The sequence below is a fragment of the Streptomyces sp. JH002 genome (assembly GCF_050916115.1).
Classification (GTDB): domain Bacteria; phylum Actinomycetota; class Actinomycetes; order Streptomycetales; family Streptomycetaceae; genus Streptomyces; species Streptomyces xiamenensis.
Map to the genome: position 1 here is coordinate 142,582 of NZ_CP087989.1, position 17,967 is coordinate 160,548.

At 74.1% G+C, this 17,967-nt stretch carries 9 protein-coding genes; 5 read left to right on the forward strand and 4 right to left on the reverse strand.

The window, feature by feature from the left end:
* Positions 1 to 36 precede the first annotated feature (36 nt).
* Together H7827_RS00635 and H7827_RS00640 are read left to right on the forward strand one after the other, a co-directional pair.
* Positions 37 to 1,026 carry a phosphotriesterase family protein gene (locus H7827_RS00635; RefSeq protein ID WP_432741709.1) on the forward strand — a complete coding sequence of 330 codons (990 nt, stop codon included), beginning with the start codon at positions 37 to 39 and terminating at the stop codon, positions 1,024 to 1,026.
* A gap of 19 nt (positions 1,027 to 1,045) precedes the next feature.
* A complete protein-coding gene (locus H7827_RS00640) occupies positions 1,046 to 2,293 on the forward strand; it encodes an Nramp family divalent metal transporter (protein WP_432741711.1) in 1,248 nt (415 codons plus the stop codon).
* A gap of 31 nt (positions 2,294 to 2,324) precedes the next feature.
* Here the strand turns inward: H7827_RS00640 and H7827_RS00645 are convergent, their stop codons facing one another.
* The 4 genes from H7827_RS00645 to H7827_RS00660 all read right to left on the reverse strand — a co-directional run bounded on the left by H7827_RS00645 (position 2,325) and on the right by H7827_RS00660 (position 5,577).
* On the reverse strand, positions 2,325 to 2,924 hold the full coding sequence (locus tag H7827_RS00645) for a DedA family protein (RefSeq protein WP_432741713.1): 600 nt from the start codon (positions 2,922 to 2,924) through the stop codon (positions 2,325 to 2,327).
* Positions 2,925 to 3,148: 224 nt separating this feature from the next.
* Positions 3,149 to 3,397, reverse strand: coding sequence for an acyl carrier protein (locus tag H7827_RS00650; protein ID WP_200362399.1), 249 nt, complete (start codon positions 3,395 to 3,397; stop codon positions 3,149 to 3,151).
* A gap of 33 nt (positions 3,398 to 3,430) precedes the next feature.
* A complete protein-coding gene (locus tag H7827_RS00655) occupies positions 3,431 to 4,345 on the reverse strand; it encodes an acyl-ACP desaturase (RefSeq protein ID WP_432741716.1) in 915 nt (304 codons plus the stop codon).
* Positions 4,342 to 5,577, reverse strand: coding sequence for a beta-ketoacyl-[acyl-carrier-protein] synthase family protein (locus H7827_RS00660; RefSeq protein WP_432741718.1), 1,236 nt, complete (start codon positions 5,575 to 5,577; stop codon positions 4,342 to 4,344). Before H7827_RS00660 ends, H7827_RS00655 begins: the two co-directional genes overlap by 4 nt.
* A 262-nt stretch (positions 5,578 to 5,839) precedes the next feature.
* Between H7827_RS00660 and H7827_RS00665 the strand changes: the two genes are divergently transcribed.
* From H7827_RS00665 to H7827_RS00675, 3 genes are read left to right on the forward strand one after another with little or no spacing between them, the layout of a single operon-like run.
* A complete protein-coding gene (locus H7827_RS00665) occupies positions 5,840 to 7,678 on the forward strand; it encodes a fatty acyl-AMP ligase (RefSeq protein WP_432741720.1) in 1,839 nt (612 codons plus the stop codon).
* Positions 7,679 to 7,694: 16 nt separating this feature from the next.
* Positions 7,695 to 17,036 (forward strand): SDR family NAD(P)-dependent oxidoreductase, encoded by a 9,342-nt coding sequence (locus tag H7827_RS00670; RefSeq protein ID WP_432741722.1) that lies wholly within the window; start codon positions 7,695 to 7,697, stop codon positions 17,034 to 17,036.
* Positions 17,033 to 17,884 carry a 3-hydroxyacyl-CoA dehydrogenase family protein gene (locus H7827_RS00675; protein WP_432741724.1) on the forward strand — a complete coding sequence of 284 codons (852 nt, stop codon included), beginning with the start codon at positions 17,033 to 17,035 and terminating at the stop codon, positions 17,882 to 17,884. Before H7827_RS00670 ends, H7827_RS00675 begins: the two co-directional genes overlap by 4 nt.
* Positions 17,885 to 17,967 lie beyond the last annotated feature (83 nt).

A 17,967-nucleotide genomic window follows, 5' to 3' on the forward strand; every position in this document is an offset into this window, starting at 1 on the left:
GCGCGCTTTCCTCCACCCACCGCCAAGGAGTCCCGCATGTCCCGTGTGTCCCGCATACCCACCGTGCTCGGTTCCGTCGCGCCCGAGGACCTCGGCCCCACCCTGATGCACGAGCATCTGTTCGTACTGTCCCCGGAGTACGTGCGTGACTACGGCGTGGGCGCCTGGTGGGACGAGGAGGAACGCGTGGAGGACGCGGCGCGCAAGCTGCGGGAGGTGGCGGCGCGCGGGATCCGCACCCTGGTGGACCAGACGGTGCAGGGCATCGGCCGGGACATCCGTCTCATCCGGCGGGTCGCCGAGCGGGTGCCGGAACTGAACATCGTGGTGACCACCGGCCTGTACACCTTCGACGCGGTGCCGCAGCACTACGCCTTCCGGGGCCCTGGGCTGCTGCTGGACCAGCCGGACCCGATGATCGCCGACTTCACCAAGGACATCACCGACCAGATCGCGGACAGCGGGGTGCGCGCCGCGCTGCTCAAGTGCTGTGTGGAGGCGCCGGGCCTGGTGCCCGGGGTGGAGCGGGTGGCCCGCGCGGTGGCGGCCGTGCACCGGGAGACCGGGGCGCCGATCAGCGTGCACACCGACAGCGGCAGCCGGGCCGGGCTGCCGGCCCTGGACCTGTTCGCCAAGGAGTCGGTGGACCTGAGCCGGGTGCTGATCGGCCATGCCGGGGACAGCACCGACCTGGACTATCTGATGGAACTGGCGGACCGCGGGGCGACGCTGGGCATGGACCGGTTCGGCCTGTCGCTGTTCGGCGGCACCGAGGAACGGGCCGCCACCGTTGCCGCGCTGGCCGCGCGCGGCTACGCGGACCGGATGGTGCTCTCGCACGACGCGCACTGCTTCCCCGACTACCTGGCGCCCGACCCCGACGCGGTGAAGGCCAGGGGCCTGCCCGAGTGGAACTTCACCCACCTGAGCGACACCGTGCTGCCTCGGCTGCGCGAGCTGGGGGTCGACGAGGCGGACATCCAGCGGATGCTGGTGGACAACCCGCGCCGCTTCCTGGCCGGCTGAGCCGGGCGGGCGGCGGGCGATGAGCACCCCACGGCCGGTACGGCGCCGGCGGCCCGCCGTCGTACCGGTGACGGCCCTGCGGGCGCTTGGCCCGGCTTTCGTGGCCGCGGTGGCCTATGTGGACCCGGGCAACTTCGCCACCAACATCGAGGGCGGCAGCAGCTACGGCTACAGCCTGCTGTGGGTGGTGATCGCCGCGGGCCTGGTGGCGATGCCGGTGCAGTTCCTGTCGGCGAAGCTGGGCATCGTCACCGGCCGTTCGCTGCCCGAGGCGTGCCGGGAGCGGTACCGGCCGCGCACCACCCGAGCGCTGTGGCTGCAGGCCGAGGTGATGGCGATGGCCACCGACATCGCCGAGTTCATGGGCACGGCGGTGGCGCTGGACCTGCTGTTCGGGATACCGCTGCCGGCCGCGGTGTGCCTCACGGGCGCCCTGTCGTATCTGATGCTGGGCGTCCAGGCCAGGCGGCACCGCCCGTTCGAGATGGCCATCGCCGCGATGCTGTGCCTGATGTGCGCCGGCTTCGGCTATCTGATGCTGCGTTCGGGCGTGGACGGTGGGGCGCTGGTGTCGGGTCTGGTGCCGGGCGCCGCCGATCAGCGGGCGACGCTGCTGGCGCTGGGCATCGTGGGCGCCACGGTCATGCCGCACGCCATCTATCTGCACTCGGCGCTGGTGCGGCACCGCCATGTGGCCGGCAACGACCGGGAGATCGAGCGGGCGCTGCGCGCCGAGCGGCTGGATGTGCTGGTGGCGCTGACCCTGGCCGGGGTGATCAACGCGTCGATGCTCATCGTGGCCGCCGGGGCGTTCCACGGCTCCGGGCTGTTCCAGGTGGCCTCGCTGGAGGACGCGCACGCCGCGCTGGGCGCGTGGGTGGGGCCCCTGGCGGCGCTGGTGTTCGCCCTGGCGCTGCTCGCGGCCGGGCTCTCCTCCTCGGGCATCGGGACGCTGTCCGGGCAGATCGTCATGGAGGGGTTCACCGGGGCGCGGATTCCGCTGGTGGTGCGACGCGGCATCACGATGGCGCCGGCGGTGCTGATCGCCGTGGCGGGATGGGATCCCACGCAGGCGCTGATCCTGTCCCAGGTGGTGCTGTCCTTCGGGATCGCCCCGGCACTGGTGCCGCTGCTGCTGATCACCAGGGACCGCTCGGTGATGGGGCGGTTCGCCAACTCGCGGCCGGTGACGGTGGTGTACGGGGGGATCGCGGCGGCCGTCATCGCGCTGAACGCGTTCCTGCTGTGGCTGGTCCTGGTGCCCTGAGCGGGCCCGGGGTTGCGGGCGGGGGCAGAGTTCACCGGGTGCGCAGCCGCCACAGCGTGATGTCGGCGGCGACCAGCGAGAGCACCGCGAACAGGAAGAGCGTGACGGTGAACCGGGTTGCGCCCTGCGCGTGCTGGGAGGCGAGCCGGCCGAGGCCCACGAACAGCACCGTCCACACCGCGGTGCCCAGACCCGTCCAGGCAAGGAAGCGGGGGTAGGGCAGCGAGGTGATGCCGGCCAGCGCCGGGAGCACCTGGCGGCGGAAGCCGGTGAAGGGGCCCAGGAAGAGCGCCGAGCGGGCGCGGTGGTCCAGGAACCGGTGGGCCTGGAGCAGCCGTTCACGGCGCACGATGAGCACCCGCCAGCCCAGGGCGGGCGGCCCCAGCCGGTGGCCGTCGGTGTAGGCGGCCGCGCTGGCGGCGATACCCGACAGCCCGACCACGGCGATCATGGCGGCGATCGGGACATCGACGGCCGGGGCCAGCGCGCCGCCGCCGGCCGCCCCGGCGAACAGGGCGGCGGTCTCGGCGGGGATCACCATGCTGTGCAGGCCGGTGCTTCCGGCGTACACGATGAGCCCCACCAGCAGGTACACGGCCACGATCGGGATGAATCCACCGCTATGGCTCACGAACTGTCTCTCCGTGACGTCGTCGGTTCCCTCGGGGCCGGCCGCCCCCTTCCGGTATCGACAGACTACGCATCGTGACGCGCGGGCGCCCTGCGGACAGCTCCCCGGCCGGGCTGCGGAGATCCACAGGGCCGCCGGCGGCACGGACGGGACGGCAAACGCGGAGCGGCCGGCGGAAGGCCGGCCGCTCGTGAACGGTGGTGGTGGTCAGTGGGGGGCGGGTGTCACAGGGCGGCCAGGCCCTTCTCGATGTGCTGGACGACGTCCTGGACGGTGCGCAGTTCCTTCAGTTCGTCGTCGCTCAGCTCGATCTTGAACTCCTCCCCCACCGCGACCGCGATCTCGATGAGCGCCAGCGAGTCGATGTTCAGGTCCTGGACGAGGTCCTTGTCGGGGGTGACGTCGGCGGCGGGGACCCCGCCGATCTCCTCGACGATGCCGGCCACCGAGGTGAGGATGGACTGCTCGGACATGATGTGCTCCCGGTTCTGCCGTGGGCGGTTGGGTCAGTGCGTGGTACGGGCCCGGCGTGATGCGGCGGATTCGGCGAATCGCTCCTGCTGCCTTTCGGCCTGGGCCTGGAGGATGTCGAGATGGACGGCGAGCTGTTCACGGGCCTGCTCAGCGGTGGCATCGAGCTTTTCGATATCGAAGACCCGCCAGTGTTTCAGCATGGGGCGCACCACCTCGTCGTGGTGAATGCGCAGGTTGTAGATTCCGGATTTTGCGATCACCAGCGATTTGCGGCTGAAATTCGGGATCATGGTGCCCGGCATGGCGAAGGAGGTGATTTCCTTGGCGATGGCCCGCACCGTTTCCGAGGGATCGATCTCCAGCGCCGCGGATACCAGTGAGCGGTAGAAGACCATGTGCAGGTTCTCGTCCGCGGCGACCCGGGTCAGCAACTGGTCGGCGATGGGGTCGTCGACGAACCGTCCGGTGTTGCGGTGGGCGATACGGGTGGCGAGTTCCTGGAACGAGACGTAGGCCAGTGATTCGACGGCGCCCATCCGTTCGCTGTGGTGGCCGGCCTGCATCACCGCCATCCGCTCCGCCTCCAGCTGGTCGGGGTCCAGCGCCCGGGTGACCAGGAGGTAGTCCCGGATGCACATGGCGTGCCGGCCCTCCTCCGCCGTCCAGCGGCCCACCCAGGTGCCCCAGGCCCCGTCCCGGCCGAACCGGTTGGCGATCTCCCGGTGGTAGCTGGGCAGGTTGTCCTCGGTGAGGAGGTTGACCTCCAGGGCGATCCGCGCCTGCGGGGTGAGCCGGGACTGGTCGGGGTGCCAGGGCTGTTCGGTGAAGTCCCGGCCCTCCTCCCAGGGGACGTACTCGTGCGGCATCCACTCCTTGGCGATGGACAGGTGGCGGTCGAGGTTCCGGGCGACGACCGGTTCCAGTTCGGCCAGGATGTCGGGCTTCACGATGCGCTCCTGAAGGTCAGCACCACGTTGTGGCCGCCGAAGCCGAAGGACGTGGACAGCGCGGCGGCGACCGGGGCGGGGCGGGGATCCCCGGTGACGAGGTCGAGTTCCACCTCGGGCGCGGTGTCGGTGAGATTGCGGGTGGCCGGGATCAGCGCGTGCCGCAGGGAGAGCACGGTGAAGATGGCCTCCACGGCGCCGGCCGCACCCAGCAGATGGCCGGTGGCCGACTTGGTGGCGGTGACGGCCGGGTGGGTGCCGACCGCCTGGGCGATGCCGCGGGCCTCGGTGATGTCGCCGGCCGGGGTCCCGGTGGCGTGCGCGTTGACGTGGGTGATGTCGGAGGGGGTGAGGCCGGCGTCCTCCAGGGCCGCGGCGATGGCCCTGACCTGGCCCCGGGTGTCGGGGGTGGTCATGTCGTGGGCGTCGGAGGTGACTCCGGCGCCCGCCAGCACGGCGTAGGGGCGCGCGGCGCGGGCGCGGGCGAACTCCGCACGCTCCAGCACGACGATCCCGGCGCCCTCGGCCATGACGAAGCCGTCCCGGTCCCGGTCGAAGGGGCGGGAGGCGAGTTCGGGGGTGTCGTTGCGGGTGGACAGCGCTCCCATCCGGGCGAAGCCGCCGATGGACAGCGGGTGCAGACAGGCGTCGGTGCCGCCCGCCACGACGACATCGGCGCGCCCGGAGCGGATGAGGGCGGCGGCTGCCGCCAGGGCCTCGGCGCCCGAGGCGCAGGCGCTGGTGGGCGCGTGGGTGCCGGCCCGGGCGCCGAGTTCGAGGGAGACGACGGCGGCGGCGCCGTTGGGCATCAGCCGCGGGATGGTGAACGGGGACAGCAGCCGGGGCCCCAGCTCTTCGAGGCGGTCGTCCTGATCGAGCATGGTGAGCGCGCCGCCGATGCCGGTGCCCACCACGACGGCCAGCCGTTCGGGGTCGACCTCGGGGGCGCCCGCGTCGGCCCAGGCCTCGCGGGCCGCCACCAGGGCGGCCTCCTGGCTGCGGTCCAGGCGGCGGCGCTGCACCCGGTCGACGATCTCGGAGGGGTCCTTGCGCAGCACGCCGGCGATCCGCACCGGCAGCTGTTCGGCCCAGGGGGTCTCCAGGGCGGTGACGCCCGATTCGCCGGCCAGCAGCGCCGACCAGCTGGTGGGGACGTCCCCGCCGAGCGGGGTGGTGGCTCCCACGCCGGTCACCACCACTTCGGGGCGTACGTGTTCACGTTGGTCCAGCACAGCACAACCCTTTCTCGGGAATTCCGTGTCGACCGGTGCGCCTGTGACCCAGAAGCGTACGGACGGCGGCGTCCGGAAAATAGCCGCTCAAGGACGAATAACGCCCCTCCCGCAGAGGGCTTTCGGCTCATTCCAAAGACGGATCCGAACCTCTTCCAAGGACGGTTGCCGGGCCCCTGTGCCGCTTGCCTAAGATGGCCACCGCTCGCCCCCGGAATTCCGGTCGATATGAATTCACCGCTCCTCGGATGAGAGGTCAGGCATGGTGCAGGGCACTGTTTCCCCCGATGTCGCCGGCGCACCCGCGTCGCAGGACGAAGAACCGGGCTGGCTCACCCTGGTCGACATGTGCCGCACGCGGGCGGCCGAGGAGCCCGACCGCGTCTATTTCTCTTTCCTGGAGAACGGGGTGGAGGAAAGCGCGTCCCTCACCCCGGCGCAGGTCGATCTGCGGGCCCGGGCCATCGCGGTGGAACTGCTGCGGCTCGCCGAACCCGGTGACCGGGTGCTGCTGAACTACGGCCCCGGGCTCGACTTCGTCCCGGCCTTCTTCGGCGCGCTGTACGCGGGCATGATCGCGGTGCCGATCCCGCCGGTGGAGATCGGCCGGGACGGCGCCAGGACCGACCGGCTCGACGCGGTGCTGGCGTCCTCGCGCCCGGCGGTGTTCCTGAGCACCACCGGCGTGCTGGCGAAGCTGGCCGGCTCCGAGCAGGTGGCGCGGGCGCTGGAGGGTGTCGTACGGCTGGCCACCGACACGGTGGACCCGGCGGCGGCGAGCCAGTGGCGGGCGCCGGACATCGACCGCGGGACGGTGGCGTACCTCCAGTACTCCTCCGGATCCACCGGGCTGCCCAAGGGCGTGATGCTCACCCACGCCAACGTGCTGGACAACCTGGCGCTGATTCACACCAACGGCGCGCGCGGGGACCTGCAGGAGGGTCAGCAGCCGCCGCCGGTGGTGCTGTGGCTGCCGCTCTTCCACGACATGGGTCTGGTCAACGCGGTGTTCCAGCCGCTGTTCGCCGGCTTCGAGGCCACCCTCATGCCGCCGCTGGCGTTCGTGCAGCACCCGTTCAACTGGCTGCGGGCGATCTCCGACCGGGGCGACGCCATCTCGGTGGCGCCGAACTTCGCCTACGAGCTGTGCGTGCGCCGGATCGGCCCGGAGCAGATCGCGAAGCTGGACCTGTCCGGCTGGCGGCTGGCGGCGGTCGGCGCGGAACCGGTGCGGCCGGAGACCCTGGAGCGGTTCAGCGAGAAGTTCGCCCCCGCCGGATTCCGCCGCGAGACGTTCTTCCCCTGTTACGGGCTGGCCGAGTCCACGGTGATGGTCAGCGGCGGCCCCGCGCCCGAGGAGCCGGTCATCCGGTCCTTCGACGCGGACGCCCTGGTGGCGGGCCGGGTGCGGCCGGCCGCCGGGGGCGCCAGAGCGCGGCAGCTGGTGGGCTGCGGCCAGATCCAGCCCTCGCTGACGCTGCGGGTGGTGAACCCGGCGACCGGTGAGCCGTGCGCGGACGACGAGATCGGCGAGGTGTACGTCTCCGGGTACAGCGTGGGCTCCGGCTACTGGGACGCGCCCGCGATCACCGAGGAGACCTTCCGGGCCCGGCTGCCGCAGGACCCGGAGCTGGTGTTCCTGCGCACCGGGGACCTGGGCTTCCTGTACGAGGGCCAGCTGTTCATCACCGGCCGGCGCAAGGACGTCATCATCCTGGACGGCCTCAACTACTACCCGCACGACATCGAGGCGGCCGTCTCGCGCAGCCATCCCGCCCTGCGCGAGGACCGCTGCGCCGCGTTCTCGGTGGACGACGGCGGCAAGGAGAAGCTGGTGGTGCTGGTGGAGATCCAGCGCCGCAACCCGGTGCTGCGCGGCCCGGTCGCGGAGGGCGCCGAGGTACCGCGCGGTGCGGTGCGGGCCACCGAGATCGAGGCGGCGGTACGCCGCGCGGTGACCGCCGAGCACGGCGTGCGGGTGAGCGAGGTGGGACTGCTGCGGCCCGGCGTCCTGCCGTACACCTCCAGCGCCAAGATCAAGCGCGCCGAGTGCCGTGAGCGCTGGAGCGCGGGGAGCTTCGATGCCGATCAACTCGCCTGACCCGGACGGGGGAGCCATGAGCGACGACAGCGGAACATCTGTGCCCGTCCCGGCCGGGGCGCTGCGTGCCTGGCTGGCCGGCCGGGTCGCGGAGATGAGCGGAGTGGAGCCGGAAGAGGTCGATGCGGGCACCCCGTTCGACGTCTACGGCGTCAACTCCACGGATGCGGTGAGCCTGTCGGGAGAGCTGGCGGACCGGTTCGGGCTCCGGCTCTCCCCCACCGCGCTGTACGACCACCCCACCGTCGACGCGCTGGTCGCCCATCTGGTGCCCGCCGGACCCGACCGGGTCGCGGTGCCGGACGCCGCCACGGGCCCGGCGGCGGACGATGACCCGGTGTGTGTGGTGGGCATGGCCTGCCGGTTCCCCGGTGGCGCCGACAGCCCCGAGCGGTTCTGGGAGCTGCTGTCCGCCGGGTACGACGCCGCCCGCGACGTGCCGGCGGACCGCTGGGACGCGCACGCCCGGTACGCCGAGGACCCCGACGCGCCGGGCACCGCGTACACCACCAAGGGCGCCTTCGTCGACGATCTCGCCGGGTTCGACGCCGCGTTCTTCGGCATCTCGCCGCGCGAGGCGCTGCGGATGGACCCGCAGCAGCGGATGCTGCTGGAGGTGGCCTGGCAGGCGCTCCAGGACGCGGGCTGCGCCCCGGACCGGCTGCGCTCGACCGCCACCGGCGTCTTCGTCGGGATGATGCCCGGCAGCCAGTACGCCTCGCTCCAGCGCGAGCGCGGCGGCCCCGGCGTGCTGGACGACCCGTACCTGGGTCTGGGCACCTCCTCCAGTGTGGTGGCGGGCCGGCTGTCGTACCTGCTGGATCTGCGCGGGCCCGCGCTGCTGCTGGACACCGCGTGCTCCTCCTCCCTGGTGGCGCTGCACCTGGCGGCCCGCAGCCTGCGGTCGGGCGAGAGCGACCTGGCGCTGGTGGGCGGGGTGAGCGCGATCCTGCACCCCGACACGTACCGGCAGGGCTCCAAGATGCGGATGCTCGCCAGGGACGGGCGGTGCAAGACGTTCGACGCCGCCGCCGACGGGTTCCTCATGGGCGAGGGCTGCGGCGTGGTGGTGCTGGAGCGGCTGAGCGAGGCGACCGCGCGCGGCCACCGGGTGCTGGCGGTGATCCGGGGCTCGGCCGTCAACCAGGACGGCACGAGCAACGGGCTGACCGCGCCCAACGGCACGGCGCAGCGCGCGGTGATCCGCGCGGCGCTGGCCGAGGCGCGGCTGGCGCCGGGGGACGTGGACTTCGTGGAGGCGCACGGGTCGGGGACCCTGCTGGGCGACTCCATCGAGATGACCGGGCTGCACGAGGTGTTCGGCGCGGACCGGGACCCGGAGCGGCCGCTGGTGGTCGGCGCGGTGAAGACCAACGTGGGCCATCTGACGGGCGCGGCCGGCATGGCCGGGCTGATCAAGACCGTACTGGCGCTGCGCCACGGGCGGATACCGGCGAACCTGCACCACCGGGAGCCGAGCCCGGCCATCGACTGGGACGGCTGCCCCACCTTGCTGCCCGACCGGCTGACCGAGTGGCCCGGCGGCAGCGGGCCCCGGATCGCGGGCGTCAGCTCCTTCGGCTGGTCGGGCACCAACAGCCATGTGGTGCTGGCCCAGGCGCCGGACGACGAGCGGCCCGCCGAGCCGGTACGGGACCGGGTACTGCCGCTGTCGGCCCGCACCCCCGAGGCGTTGCGGGCCACCGCCGGTGAACTGGCCGCCCGGCTGCGGCGTGAGCCCGCGCCACGGCTCGGCGATGTGGCGCACACCCTGACGGTTGGCCGCAGCGTGCTGGAGCAGCGGGCGGCGGTGAGCGGCGCGAGCCACGAAGAACTGGCCGCCGCCCTGGAGCGGCTGGCGGCCGGCGGGGCGGTGCGCGCGGTGCCGCCGGGCGGCCCGGCGGTGCCGGTGACGCTGCTGCTGCCCGGCACCGGCGAGCTGCGGGTGGGCACCGGACGGGCGCTGTACGGGAGCAGCGCGGCGTTCCGCGCGGCGTTCGACGCGTGCGCGGAGGCCGCCGGGCGGGAACTCGGCCTGGACCTGCGCGAGGTGCTGTACCCGGCGGGCGTTCGGGAACAGGCGCCGTCGGGGGCGTTCGGCCCCGCGGCGGCGCTCGGCGGCGCGGACGCCGGTTCGCCGCTGCACGAGCGGCTGGAGGTGGGACACGCGGCGGTGTTCGCCGTGGACTACGCCTGCGCGGCGCTGTGGCGCGAGCGCGGGGTCGCCCCGGCCGCGCTGCTGGGCTACAGCCTGGGCGAGTACGTGGCGGCGTGCCTGGCGGGGGTGTTCTCGCTGTCCGACGCGCTGCTGCTGGTGATCCGGCGGGCCCGGCTGGTGGCCGCCGCCGCGCCCGGGGCGATGACGACGGTGGCGCTGGCCGCCGACCGGCTGGCGCCGCTGCTCACCGAGGGGGTGGCGCTCGCCGCCACCAACGGCCCGCTGACCTGCGTGGTGAGCGGGCCGGTGCCGGCGGTGAGCGCCTTCGAGGAGCGGCTGCGCGCGGAACGGGTGGCGTTTCTGCGGATCGCCACCGAACGGGCGATGCACCACCCGCTGCTGGCCGGACAGGGCGCCGAACTGGAGGCGCTGGTCGCCTCGCTGCCGCGCAGCGCGCCGGCCGTGCCGTATCTGTCCAACGTGACCGGTGACTGGATCACCGACGAGCAGGCCCGCGACCCGGGGTACTGGGCGCGGCATCTGTGCTCCACGGTCCGCTTCGCGGAGGGCGTACGGCGGCTGGCGACGGCCGGTGGGCCCCGGGTGCTGCTGGAGGCGGGGCCCGGCCAACTGGCCAGCTTCGCCACCCAGATCGCCACGGCCGAGGGCGCGGCGGCGGAGCTGACGGCGCTGCCGACTCTGCCGGGCGCGGCCGACCGGCGCGGGCCCGGGGCGCTGGTGGCGGCCTCGCTCGCCCGGCTGTGGGAGCGCGGTGCCGGGGTGGAGCCGGTGTCCGGCTCGCAGGACGACCGGGTGGTGAGCCTGGACGGATACCCGTTCGAGCACCAGCGGTTCTGGCCCGAGCCCACCGGGGAGCAGGCCGCGCGGCCCGCCGCGCGGGCGGCGGCACCGGCCGCCGAGGTGCCCGCCACTGGCCCGGCCCCCGAGGTCTGGGCCCCGGTGTGGGAACCGGCGCAGAGCACCCCGGGCACGCCGGCCGGACCGTTCATGATCCACGCCGACACGCTGGGCGTGGGCGAACGGCTGGCGCGGAGCCTGCGGGACAGCGGCCCCTGCGTCGTGGTCACCGCCGGCACCGCGTACGCCAGGACGGGCCCCGACACGTACACCATCCGTCCGGACGCCGCGGAGGACCACGCGCGGCTGCTCGCCGAACTTCCCGCCGACCGGCTGCCGCGCACCGTGGCGCAGCTGTGGTCGGTGACCGGCGACGAGACGCCGGAGCCCAGCCGGGCCCGGTCCCTCGGCTTCACCGCGCTGGTGCGCACCACCACCGCGCTGGCCGACCGGGTCAGGGAGCCGGTGCGGCTGCTGGTGGTCACCGACGGCGCCCAGGCGGTCCGCGAAGGGGAGCCCGTCCAGGCGGGCAAGGCGACGGTGACCGGGGCCGTGCTGACGATCCCGCAGGAGTATCCGGGCTGGTCGTGCCGGCTGCTGGACCTCGCCCCGGTGGACGCCGGGGACCCGGCCGCGCTGGAGCGGGCGGCGCGGACGGTCGCCGACGAACTCGCCCGGACCGGTGGGGAGAACGTGGTGGCGGTGCGGGACGGGGTGCGCTCCGTGCAGCGCCACCGGCGCGCCGCGCCGCCGGTCGCCCCGCCGGTGGCCCCGCGCGCGGACGGCGCGGTGCTGATCACCGGCGGGCTCGGCTCGCTCGGCCTGGTCATCGCCGGGCATCTGGCGGCCCGGGCGCCGGGCATCGGCCTGGTGCTCACCGGCCGCTCGGGGCTGCCGCCGCGTCCGCAGTGGGACGCCCTGCTGAGGGACCGTCCGGACAGCCCGGTGGCGCGGCGCGTGCGCGGCGTGCTGGATCTGGAGCGGCGCGGCGCCCGGGTGCGGGTGCTCGCGGCGGACGCGGCCGACGCCGGCGCGCTGCGCACGGCGGTGACGGCGGCCCGCGGGGAGTTCGGCGCGCTGCGGGGCGTGGTGCACGCGGCGGGTCTCACCGACGCCGAGGTGTTCGCACCGCTGGCCTCGCTGACCGACGGCCAGGTGACGGCGCACTTCGACGCGAAGGTACGGGGCACGGTGGCGCTCGGCGAGGCGCTGACGGGGGAACGGCCGGACTTCGTGCTGCTGATGTCGTCCATGTCGGCGGTGCTCGGCGGCCTCGGATTCGCCGCGTACGCCGCCGCCAACGCCTTCCTCGACCGGTTCGCGCAGCAGCAGCGCGCGGCGGGCCTGACCGGCTGGCAGAGCATCGCCTGGGACACCTGGCGCTCGACCGTGGACGGGCCGGGGGCGGCCGGGCTCGGCGACTCCCTCCACCGGTACTCCTTCACACCGGGGCAGGGGCTCGCCGTGCTGGACCGGGTGCTGGGCACCGCGGACCGGCTGGTGGTCGCCCAGGGCGATCTGGCCGCCCGGCTCGCGGCCTGGACCAGTGGCGCGGAGCCGGCGGCGCCCGCCACGGGGACGGCGCCGTTCGCCCGGCCGGACGCCGCCGCGGGCGGGGCGGGTCCCGACACCGAGCGGCGGCTGGCCGCCCTGTGGCGGGTGGCCCTGGGCTCGGCCGAGGTGGGCACCCACGACAACTTCTTCGATCTGGGCGGCAACTCCCTGATCGGGATGCAGCTGATGAACTCCATCGGCAAGGAGTTCGGGCTGACCCTGCCGGCGGTGGCGCTGTTCGAGGCGCCGACCATCGGCGCGATGGCGGCCTATCTGCGCGAACGCGGAGCGGGCGCGCCACCGGCCGCCGCCCCCGTACCCGAGGCGGCTCCCGTGCCCGAGGCGGCCCAGGCACCGGCACCCGTACCCGCACCCGCCGCACCGCCGCCGCCCGCACCGCCGGGTGCGGAGCTGCCCGGGGACGACGCGATCGCCGTCATCGGCATGGCCGGGCGCTTCCCCGGCGCGGCGGACCTGGAGCGATTCTGGCGGGTGCTGCGGGACGGCGAGGAGACGATCTCCTTCTTCACCGAGGAGGAGATGGTCGCCGCCGGGGTACCGGCCGAACAGGCCGCGCGGCCCGACTACGTACGGGCCCGCCCCGTCCTGGAGGACGTGGCGATGTTCGACGCCGAGTTCTTCGGCTACAACCCGCGCGAGGCCCGGCTCCTCGACCCGCAGCAGCGGCTGTTCCTGGAATGCTGCTGGGAGGCGCTGGAGAGCGCCGGGTACGGAGACGGCGACCGGCCGCGCTCGGTGGCGGTGTACGGCGGTGCCAACATCTCCACCTACATCCGCAAGCTGTACGAGGACCCGGAGACGGCCGCCTCCGTCAACGAGTACCAGGTGGTGATCAGCAACGACAAGGACGCGCTGACCACCAACGTCTCCTACCGCTTCAACCTCTCCGGCCCCTCCCTGGGTGTGCAGACCTTCTGCTCGACCTCCCTGGTGGCCACCCATCTGGCGGCCCGCGCCCTGCTGGCCGGCGAGTGCGACATGGCGCTGGCCGGCGGGGTGTCGGTGCGGGTGCCGGACCGGGTGGGGCATGTGTACCAGGAGGGCGGGATGGAGTCCCCCGACGGGCACGTCCGTACCTTCGACGCCGCCGCCAGGGGCTCCATCTTCGGTGACGGCTCGGCGGTGGTGCTGCTCAAGCGGCTGTCGCGGGCGCTGGAGGACGGCGACCCGGTGGCCGCGGTCATCCGGGGTTCGGCCGTCAACAACGACGGCTCGCTGAAGGTCGGCTTCACCGCGCCCAGCGTGCGCGGCCAGGCCGAGGTGATCAGCCGCGCGCTGACCGACGCCGGAGTGCATCCCGCCGAGGTCTCCTACGTGGAGGCACACGGCACGGCCACCGAACTCGGTGACCCCATCGAGATGTCGGCGCTCGGCCGGGCGTTCGCCGGGGCCCCGGTGGGCAATTGCCGGGTCGGCTCGGTGAAGACCAACCTGGGGCATCTGGACCGGGCGGCCGGGGCGACCGGGCTGATCAAGACCGTGCTCTCGCTCCAGCACCGGCAGTTGCCGCCGAGTCTGCACTTCACCACCCCCAACCCCGAGATCGACTTCGAGAACGGCCCCTTCCGGGTCAACACCGCGCTGACGCCCTGGGAGTCCCCGGCGGGCCGGCCGCGGATCGCGGGCATCAACTCGCTGGGCATGGGCGGCACCAATGTGCACGTCGTGCTCCAGGAGGCGCCGCCCGCGCGCGAGAGCTCCCCGGGACGCGAGACCCAGATCCTGACGCTGTCGGGGCGCGGGCGCGAGGCGCTGGAACAGGCGGGGCGCGATCTGGCCCGCCATCTGCGCCGGAACCCCGGACAGCCGCTGGCCGACGTGGCGTTCACGCTCCAGGTGGGGCGGCAGCGGTTCGACGAGCGGCGCGCCCTGGTGGTGCGCGGCACCGAGGACGCGCTGCGGCTGCTGGAGAGCGGCGGCAGCGGCCGCTACGAGCGGCGCGAGCGGCTGCGGGAGCGGCCGGTGGGCTACGCGTTCCCGGGCGGTGACGCCTGGTACCCGGGGGCCGCGGCCGGTCTGTACCGGACCGAGGAGGCGTTCCGCGCCGCCGTGGACCACTGCCGTACCGTCCTGCGTCCGCTGCTGGGCACCGATGTGCTGGAGGTGATCACCGGCGCCGCCGACGAGGACCTCTCCCCGGGGGTGACGGCGTGCGCCGCCTTCACCGCGGAGTACGCGCTGGCCGCGCTGTTCGCCGGGTGGGGGCTGCGCCCCGACACGGCGCACGGCCGGGGCACCGGCGCGCTGACGGCCGCCGTGGTGGCCGGGGTGCTCTCGCTGGAGGACGCGCTGGGCGTACTGGCCGAGTACGCGCGGATCCGCACCGAGGACACCGGTGGCCCCGGGGACGCGGCCCAGGCTCTGACGTCCTGGATCCGGGCCAAGGCGACCCTGGCGGCCCCCGCCCTGCCCGGGGCGGCGCCGGACCCGGCACGGGCCACCGATCCCGCGTACTGGGCCGGGCTGCTGCTCGGCACCGGGCCGGACGCCGGGACCGGGGACGCGCCGCTCGGCGCGGGCGCCGAACCGCCCGCGGACCCGGACCTGATGGTGCTGGTCCTGGGCCCGGCGGACGGCTCGGGCGAACCGGACGCGGAAACGATCCTGCCCGTCCTCCCGGATCACGCCCGGCGGCACGAGGCGGTGACCGCCGCGCACAGCGCGCTGGCCAGGGCCTGGGTGCTGGGCGCGGTGGTGGACTGGGCCGCCTACCACGACGGCGAGACCCGCAACCGGGTGCCGCTGCCCACCTATCCGTTCCAGCGCTCCCGGTACTGGATCGACACCCCCGAGCGCGCCCCGCGCGGCGGCCGCCCGCTGCCCGCTTCCGGCGGCACCCCGGGCAGCCGGCTGGCGGCGCTGCCCAAACTGCCCACCGACCAGTGGCTGTCGGTGCCCGGCTGGCGGCAGCTGCCGCCGCGCGCGGCGGGCACGGACACCGGGCGCTGGCTGCTGCTCACTGATGCCCGCGGGCTCACCCCCGCCCTGGCCGCCCGGATCAGGGCGGCCGGCGGCAGCGCCGTGATCGCCGCTCCGGGGGACGGGTTCGCCAGGACCACGGCCGACTCCTTCACCCTCGATCCGGCCGACGCCGGGCAGTGGAGCGAGCTGTTCACGGCGCTGCGCGCCGAGGACGACGCGCCCCTGCGGGTCGCCCACCTGTGGGGCGTGGACCCGGTACCGGACACGCTGCGCGGCACCGAACGGGCCACCACCGCCTTCCACTCGCTGCTCGCGCTGCTCCAGGCGGCCGGCGGGGCGGGGGCGGCGGCACCGGCGGCGGTCACCGTCATCACCACGGGGGCGTTCGACGTCACCGGCGGCGAACCGGTCGATCCGGCCAAGGCCACCGTCACCGGCCCGTGCAAGGTGGCACCGCTGGAGTACCCCGGCCTGGACGTACGGCACATCGATGTGACCGCGCCGCGCGGCAAGAAGGCCGCGGCGACGCTGGCCCAGCGCCTGCTGCCCGAACTGACCTCGGCACCGGCCGGGCCCGGCGAGCGGCAGCTGGCGCTGCGCGGCCGGCGCCGCTGGGCGGCCACCCACACCCCGCTGCCGCCCCGGGCCGTGCCGGCACCGCACGAGGTGCTGCGGCAGGAGGGCGTCTATCTGATCACCGGTGGTCTGGGCGGCATCGGCGGGGCCATGGCCCACCGGCTGGCCACCTCGGTACGCGCCCGTCTGGTGCTGGCCGGCCGGTCGGGGCTGCCGGAGCGCGACCGGTGGGAGCGGCTCGTCGCCGACCCTGACACCCCCGGGGAGGTCGTGCGCCGGATCGAGGAGGTGCGCGGCCTGGAGGCGGCCGGCGCGCAGGTGCTGGTGGTGGCGATGGACGCGGCGGACCCGGAGCAGGTGGACCGGGCGGTGGACGCGGCGCTGGAGCGCTTCGGCCGGCTGGACGGCGTGCTGCACGCGGCGGGTGTACCGGGCCTGGGTGTCATGCAGTTCAAGACCGCCGAGGACGCCACCGCGGTGCTGCGGCCCAAACTGGCCGGTGCCCAGGCGCTGCGCGAGCGGCTGGCCCGCGAACGGGTGGACTTCCTGGCGTTGTTCTCCTCGACGGCCGCCGTCACCGGCGGCGGACCCGGCCAGGCGGACTACTGCGCGGCGAACGCGGCGCTCGGCGCGCACGCGAGCGACGCGGCCAACTCCCCGGGAGCAACGCGGGTGGTGACGATCGACTGGGGCGAATGGCGCTGGAACGCCTGGGACATGGCGCTGGCCGGGTTCGACGAGTCGACCACCGCCTTCCTGCGGGCCAACCGGGAGCGGATCGGCATCACCTTCGACGAGGGCTGGCAGGCCCTGCTGAAGGTGCTGGCCGGTGAGGACCAGCAGGTGGTGGTCTGCTCGCAGGACATCGGCGAGCTGGCATCGATCACCGCGGGTCTCGATCTGGCGCAGCTGGCCGGCCGGGCCGGGGACGCCTCGGGCGCCCGGCATCCACGCCCCGAACTGGCCGTGCCCTACGCGGAGCCGGCCGGGGACGAGGAGAGCGCGGTGGCCGAGCTGTGGGGCCAGGTGCTGGGAGTGGCCGGGGTCGGCGCCGACGACGACTTCTTCGAACTGGGCGGCAACTCGCTGCTGGGCGTCGATCTGGTGCACCGGATGCGGTCCGCCCTGGAGTGCCCGTGGCTGCCGCCGCACGTGCTGTACGAGGCGCCGACCGTACGCGAGGTGGTGCGGCTGGCCCGTTCGGCCGACGGCGCCTCGGGCGTGCCGGCCGCGACGAAACCCGCAACGCTGAGAGGGGCATCGGTATGACGCGTGTCGGAGTGGTGGGTGCCGGGGTCATGGGCACCGGGCTCACCCAGAACCTGACGGAGCACGGCCACGAGGTGGTGCTCACGGACCGCAGCAAGGAGGCGCTGGACCGGGCGCGTTCGGAGATCGAGCGGTACGAGCGGTTCGGCGCGCTGCTGGGCGCCACCGGGCCGCGCCGCGCGGACATGACGCAGCGCGTCACCTACTCCACCGACCTGGCGGAGCTGGGCGAGGTGGAGTTCCTGGTGGAGAACATCACCGAGAACTGGGAGCTCAAGCGCGAGCTGTATCCCCGGCTGGACGAGGTGTGCCCGCCGTCCACGGTGTTCGCCGTGAACACCTCGGCGATCCCGATCACCAAGGTGGCCGCCAGGACCGGCCGGCCCGACCGGGTGCTGGGCATGCACTTCATGAACCCGGTGCCGATGAAGTCCACCGTCGAGGTCATCAAGGGGTGGCACACCTCGCAGGAGACCATCGACACCGCGCTGGCCCTGCTGGCGGGCGTCGGCAAGAACGGGGTGCTGGTCAACGACTCCCCGGGCTTCGTCTCCAACCGGGTGCTGATGCTCACCATCAACGAGGCCGTCTTCCTGGTGGCCGACGGGGTGGCCACCGCGGAGCAGGTCGACCAGATCTTCACCGAGTGCTTCGGCCACCGCATGGGGCCGCTGGCCACCGCCGACCTGATCGGCCTGGACACCATCCTCTACAGCATCGACGTGCTGTACGAGAACTTCCAGGACAGCAAGTACCGGCCGTGCCCGCTGCTGCAGCGCATGGTCGACGCGGGCCTGCACGGCCGCAAGTCGGGTGAGGGCTTCTTCCGTTACCCCGACGCCGCCTGAGCCGCGCCGGCCACGCTCCGCCCCGGCCCCACCCGTACCTCCCCGTACCGCCCCCGCCCCACCGATCACGCGCGCAAGGAGAC

Bases quoted from the DNA above. Each gene is read 5' to 3' on its own strand.
- H7827_RS00635 (WP_432741709.1), top strand. From the start codon at position 37: ATGTCCCGTGTGTCCCGCATACCCACCGTGCTCGGTTCCGTCGCGCCC.
- H7827_RS00640 (WP_432741711.1), top strand. From the start codon at position 1,046: ATGAGCACCCCACGGCCGGTACGGCGCCGGCGGCCCGCCGTCGTACCG.
- H7827_RS00650 (WP_200362399.1), bottom strand. From the start codon at position 3,397: ATGTCCGAGCAGTCCATCCTCACCTCGGTGGCCGGCATCGTCGAGGAG.
- H7827_RS00665 (WP_432741720.1), top strand. From the start codon at position 5,840: ATGGTGCAGGGCACTGTTTCCCCCGATGTCGCCGGCGCACCCGCGTCG.
- H7827_RS00670 (WP_432741722.1), top strand. From the start codon at position 7,695: ATGAGCGACGACAGCGGAACATCTGTGCCCGTCCCGGCCGGGGCGCTG.
- H7827_RS00675 (WP_432741724.1), top strand. From the start codon at position 17,033: ATGACGCGTGTCGGAGTGGTGGGTGCCGGGGTCATGGGCACCGGGCTC.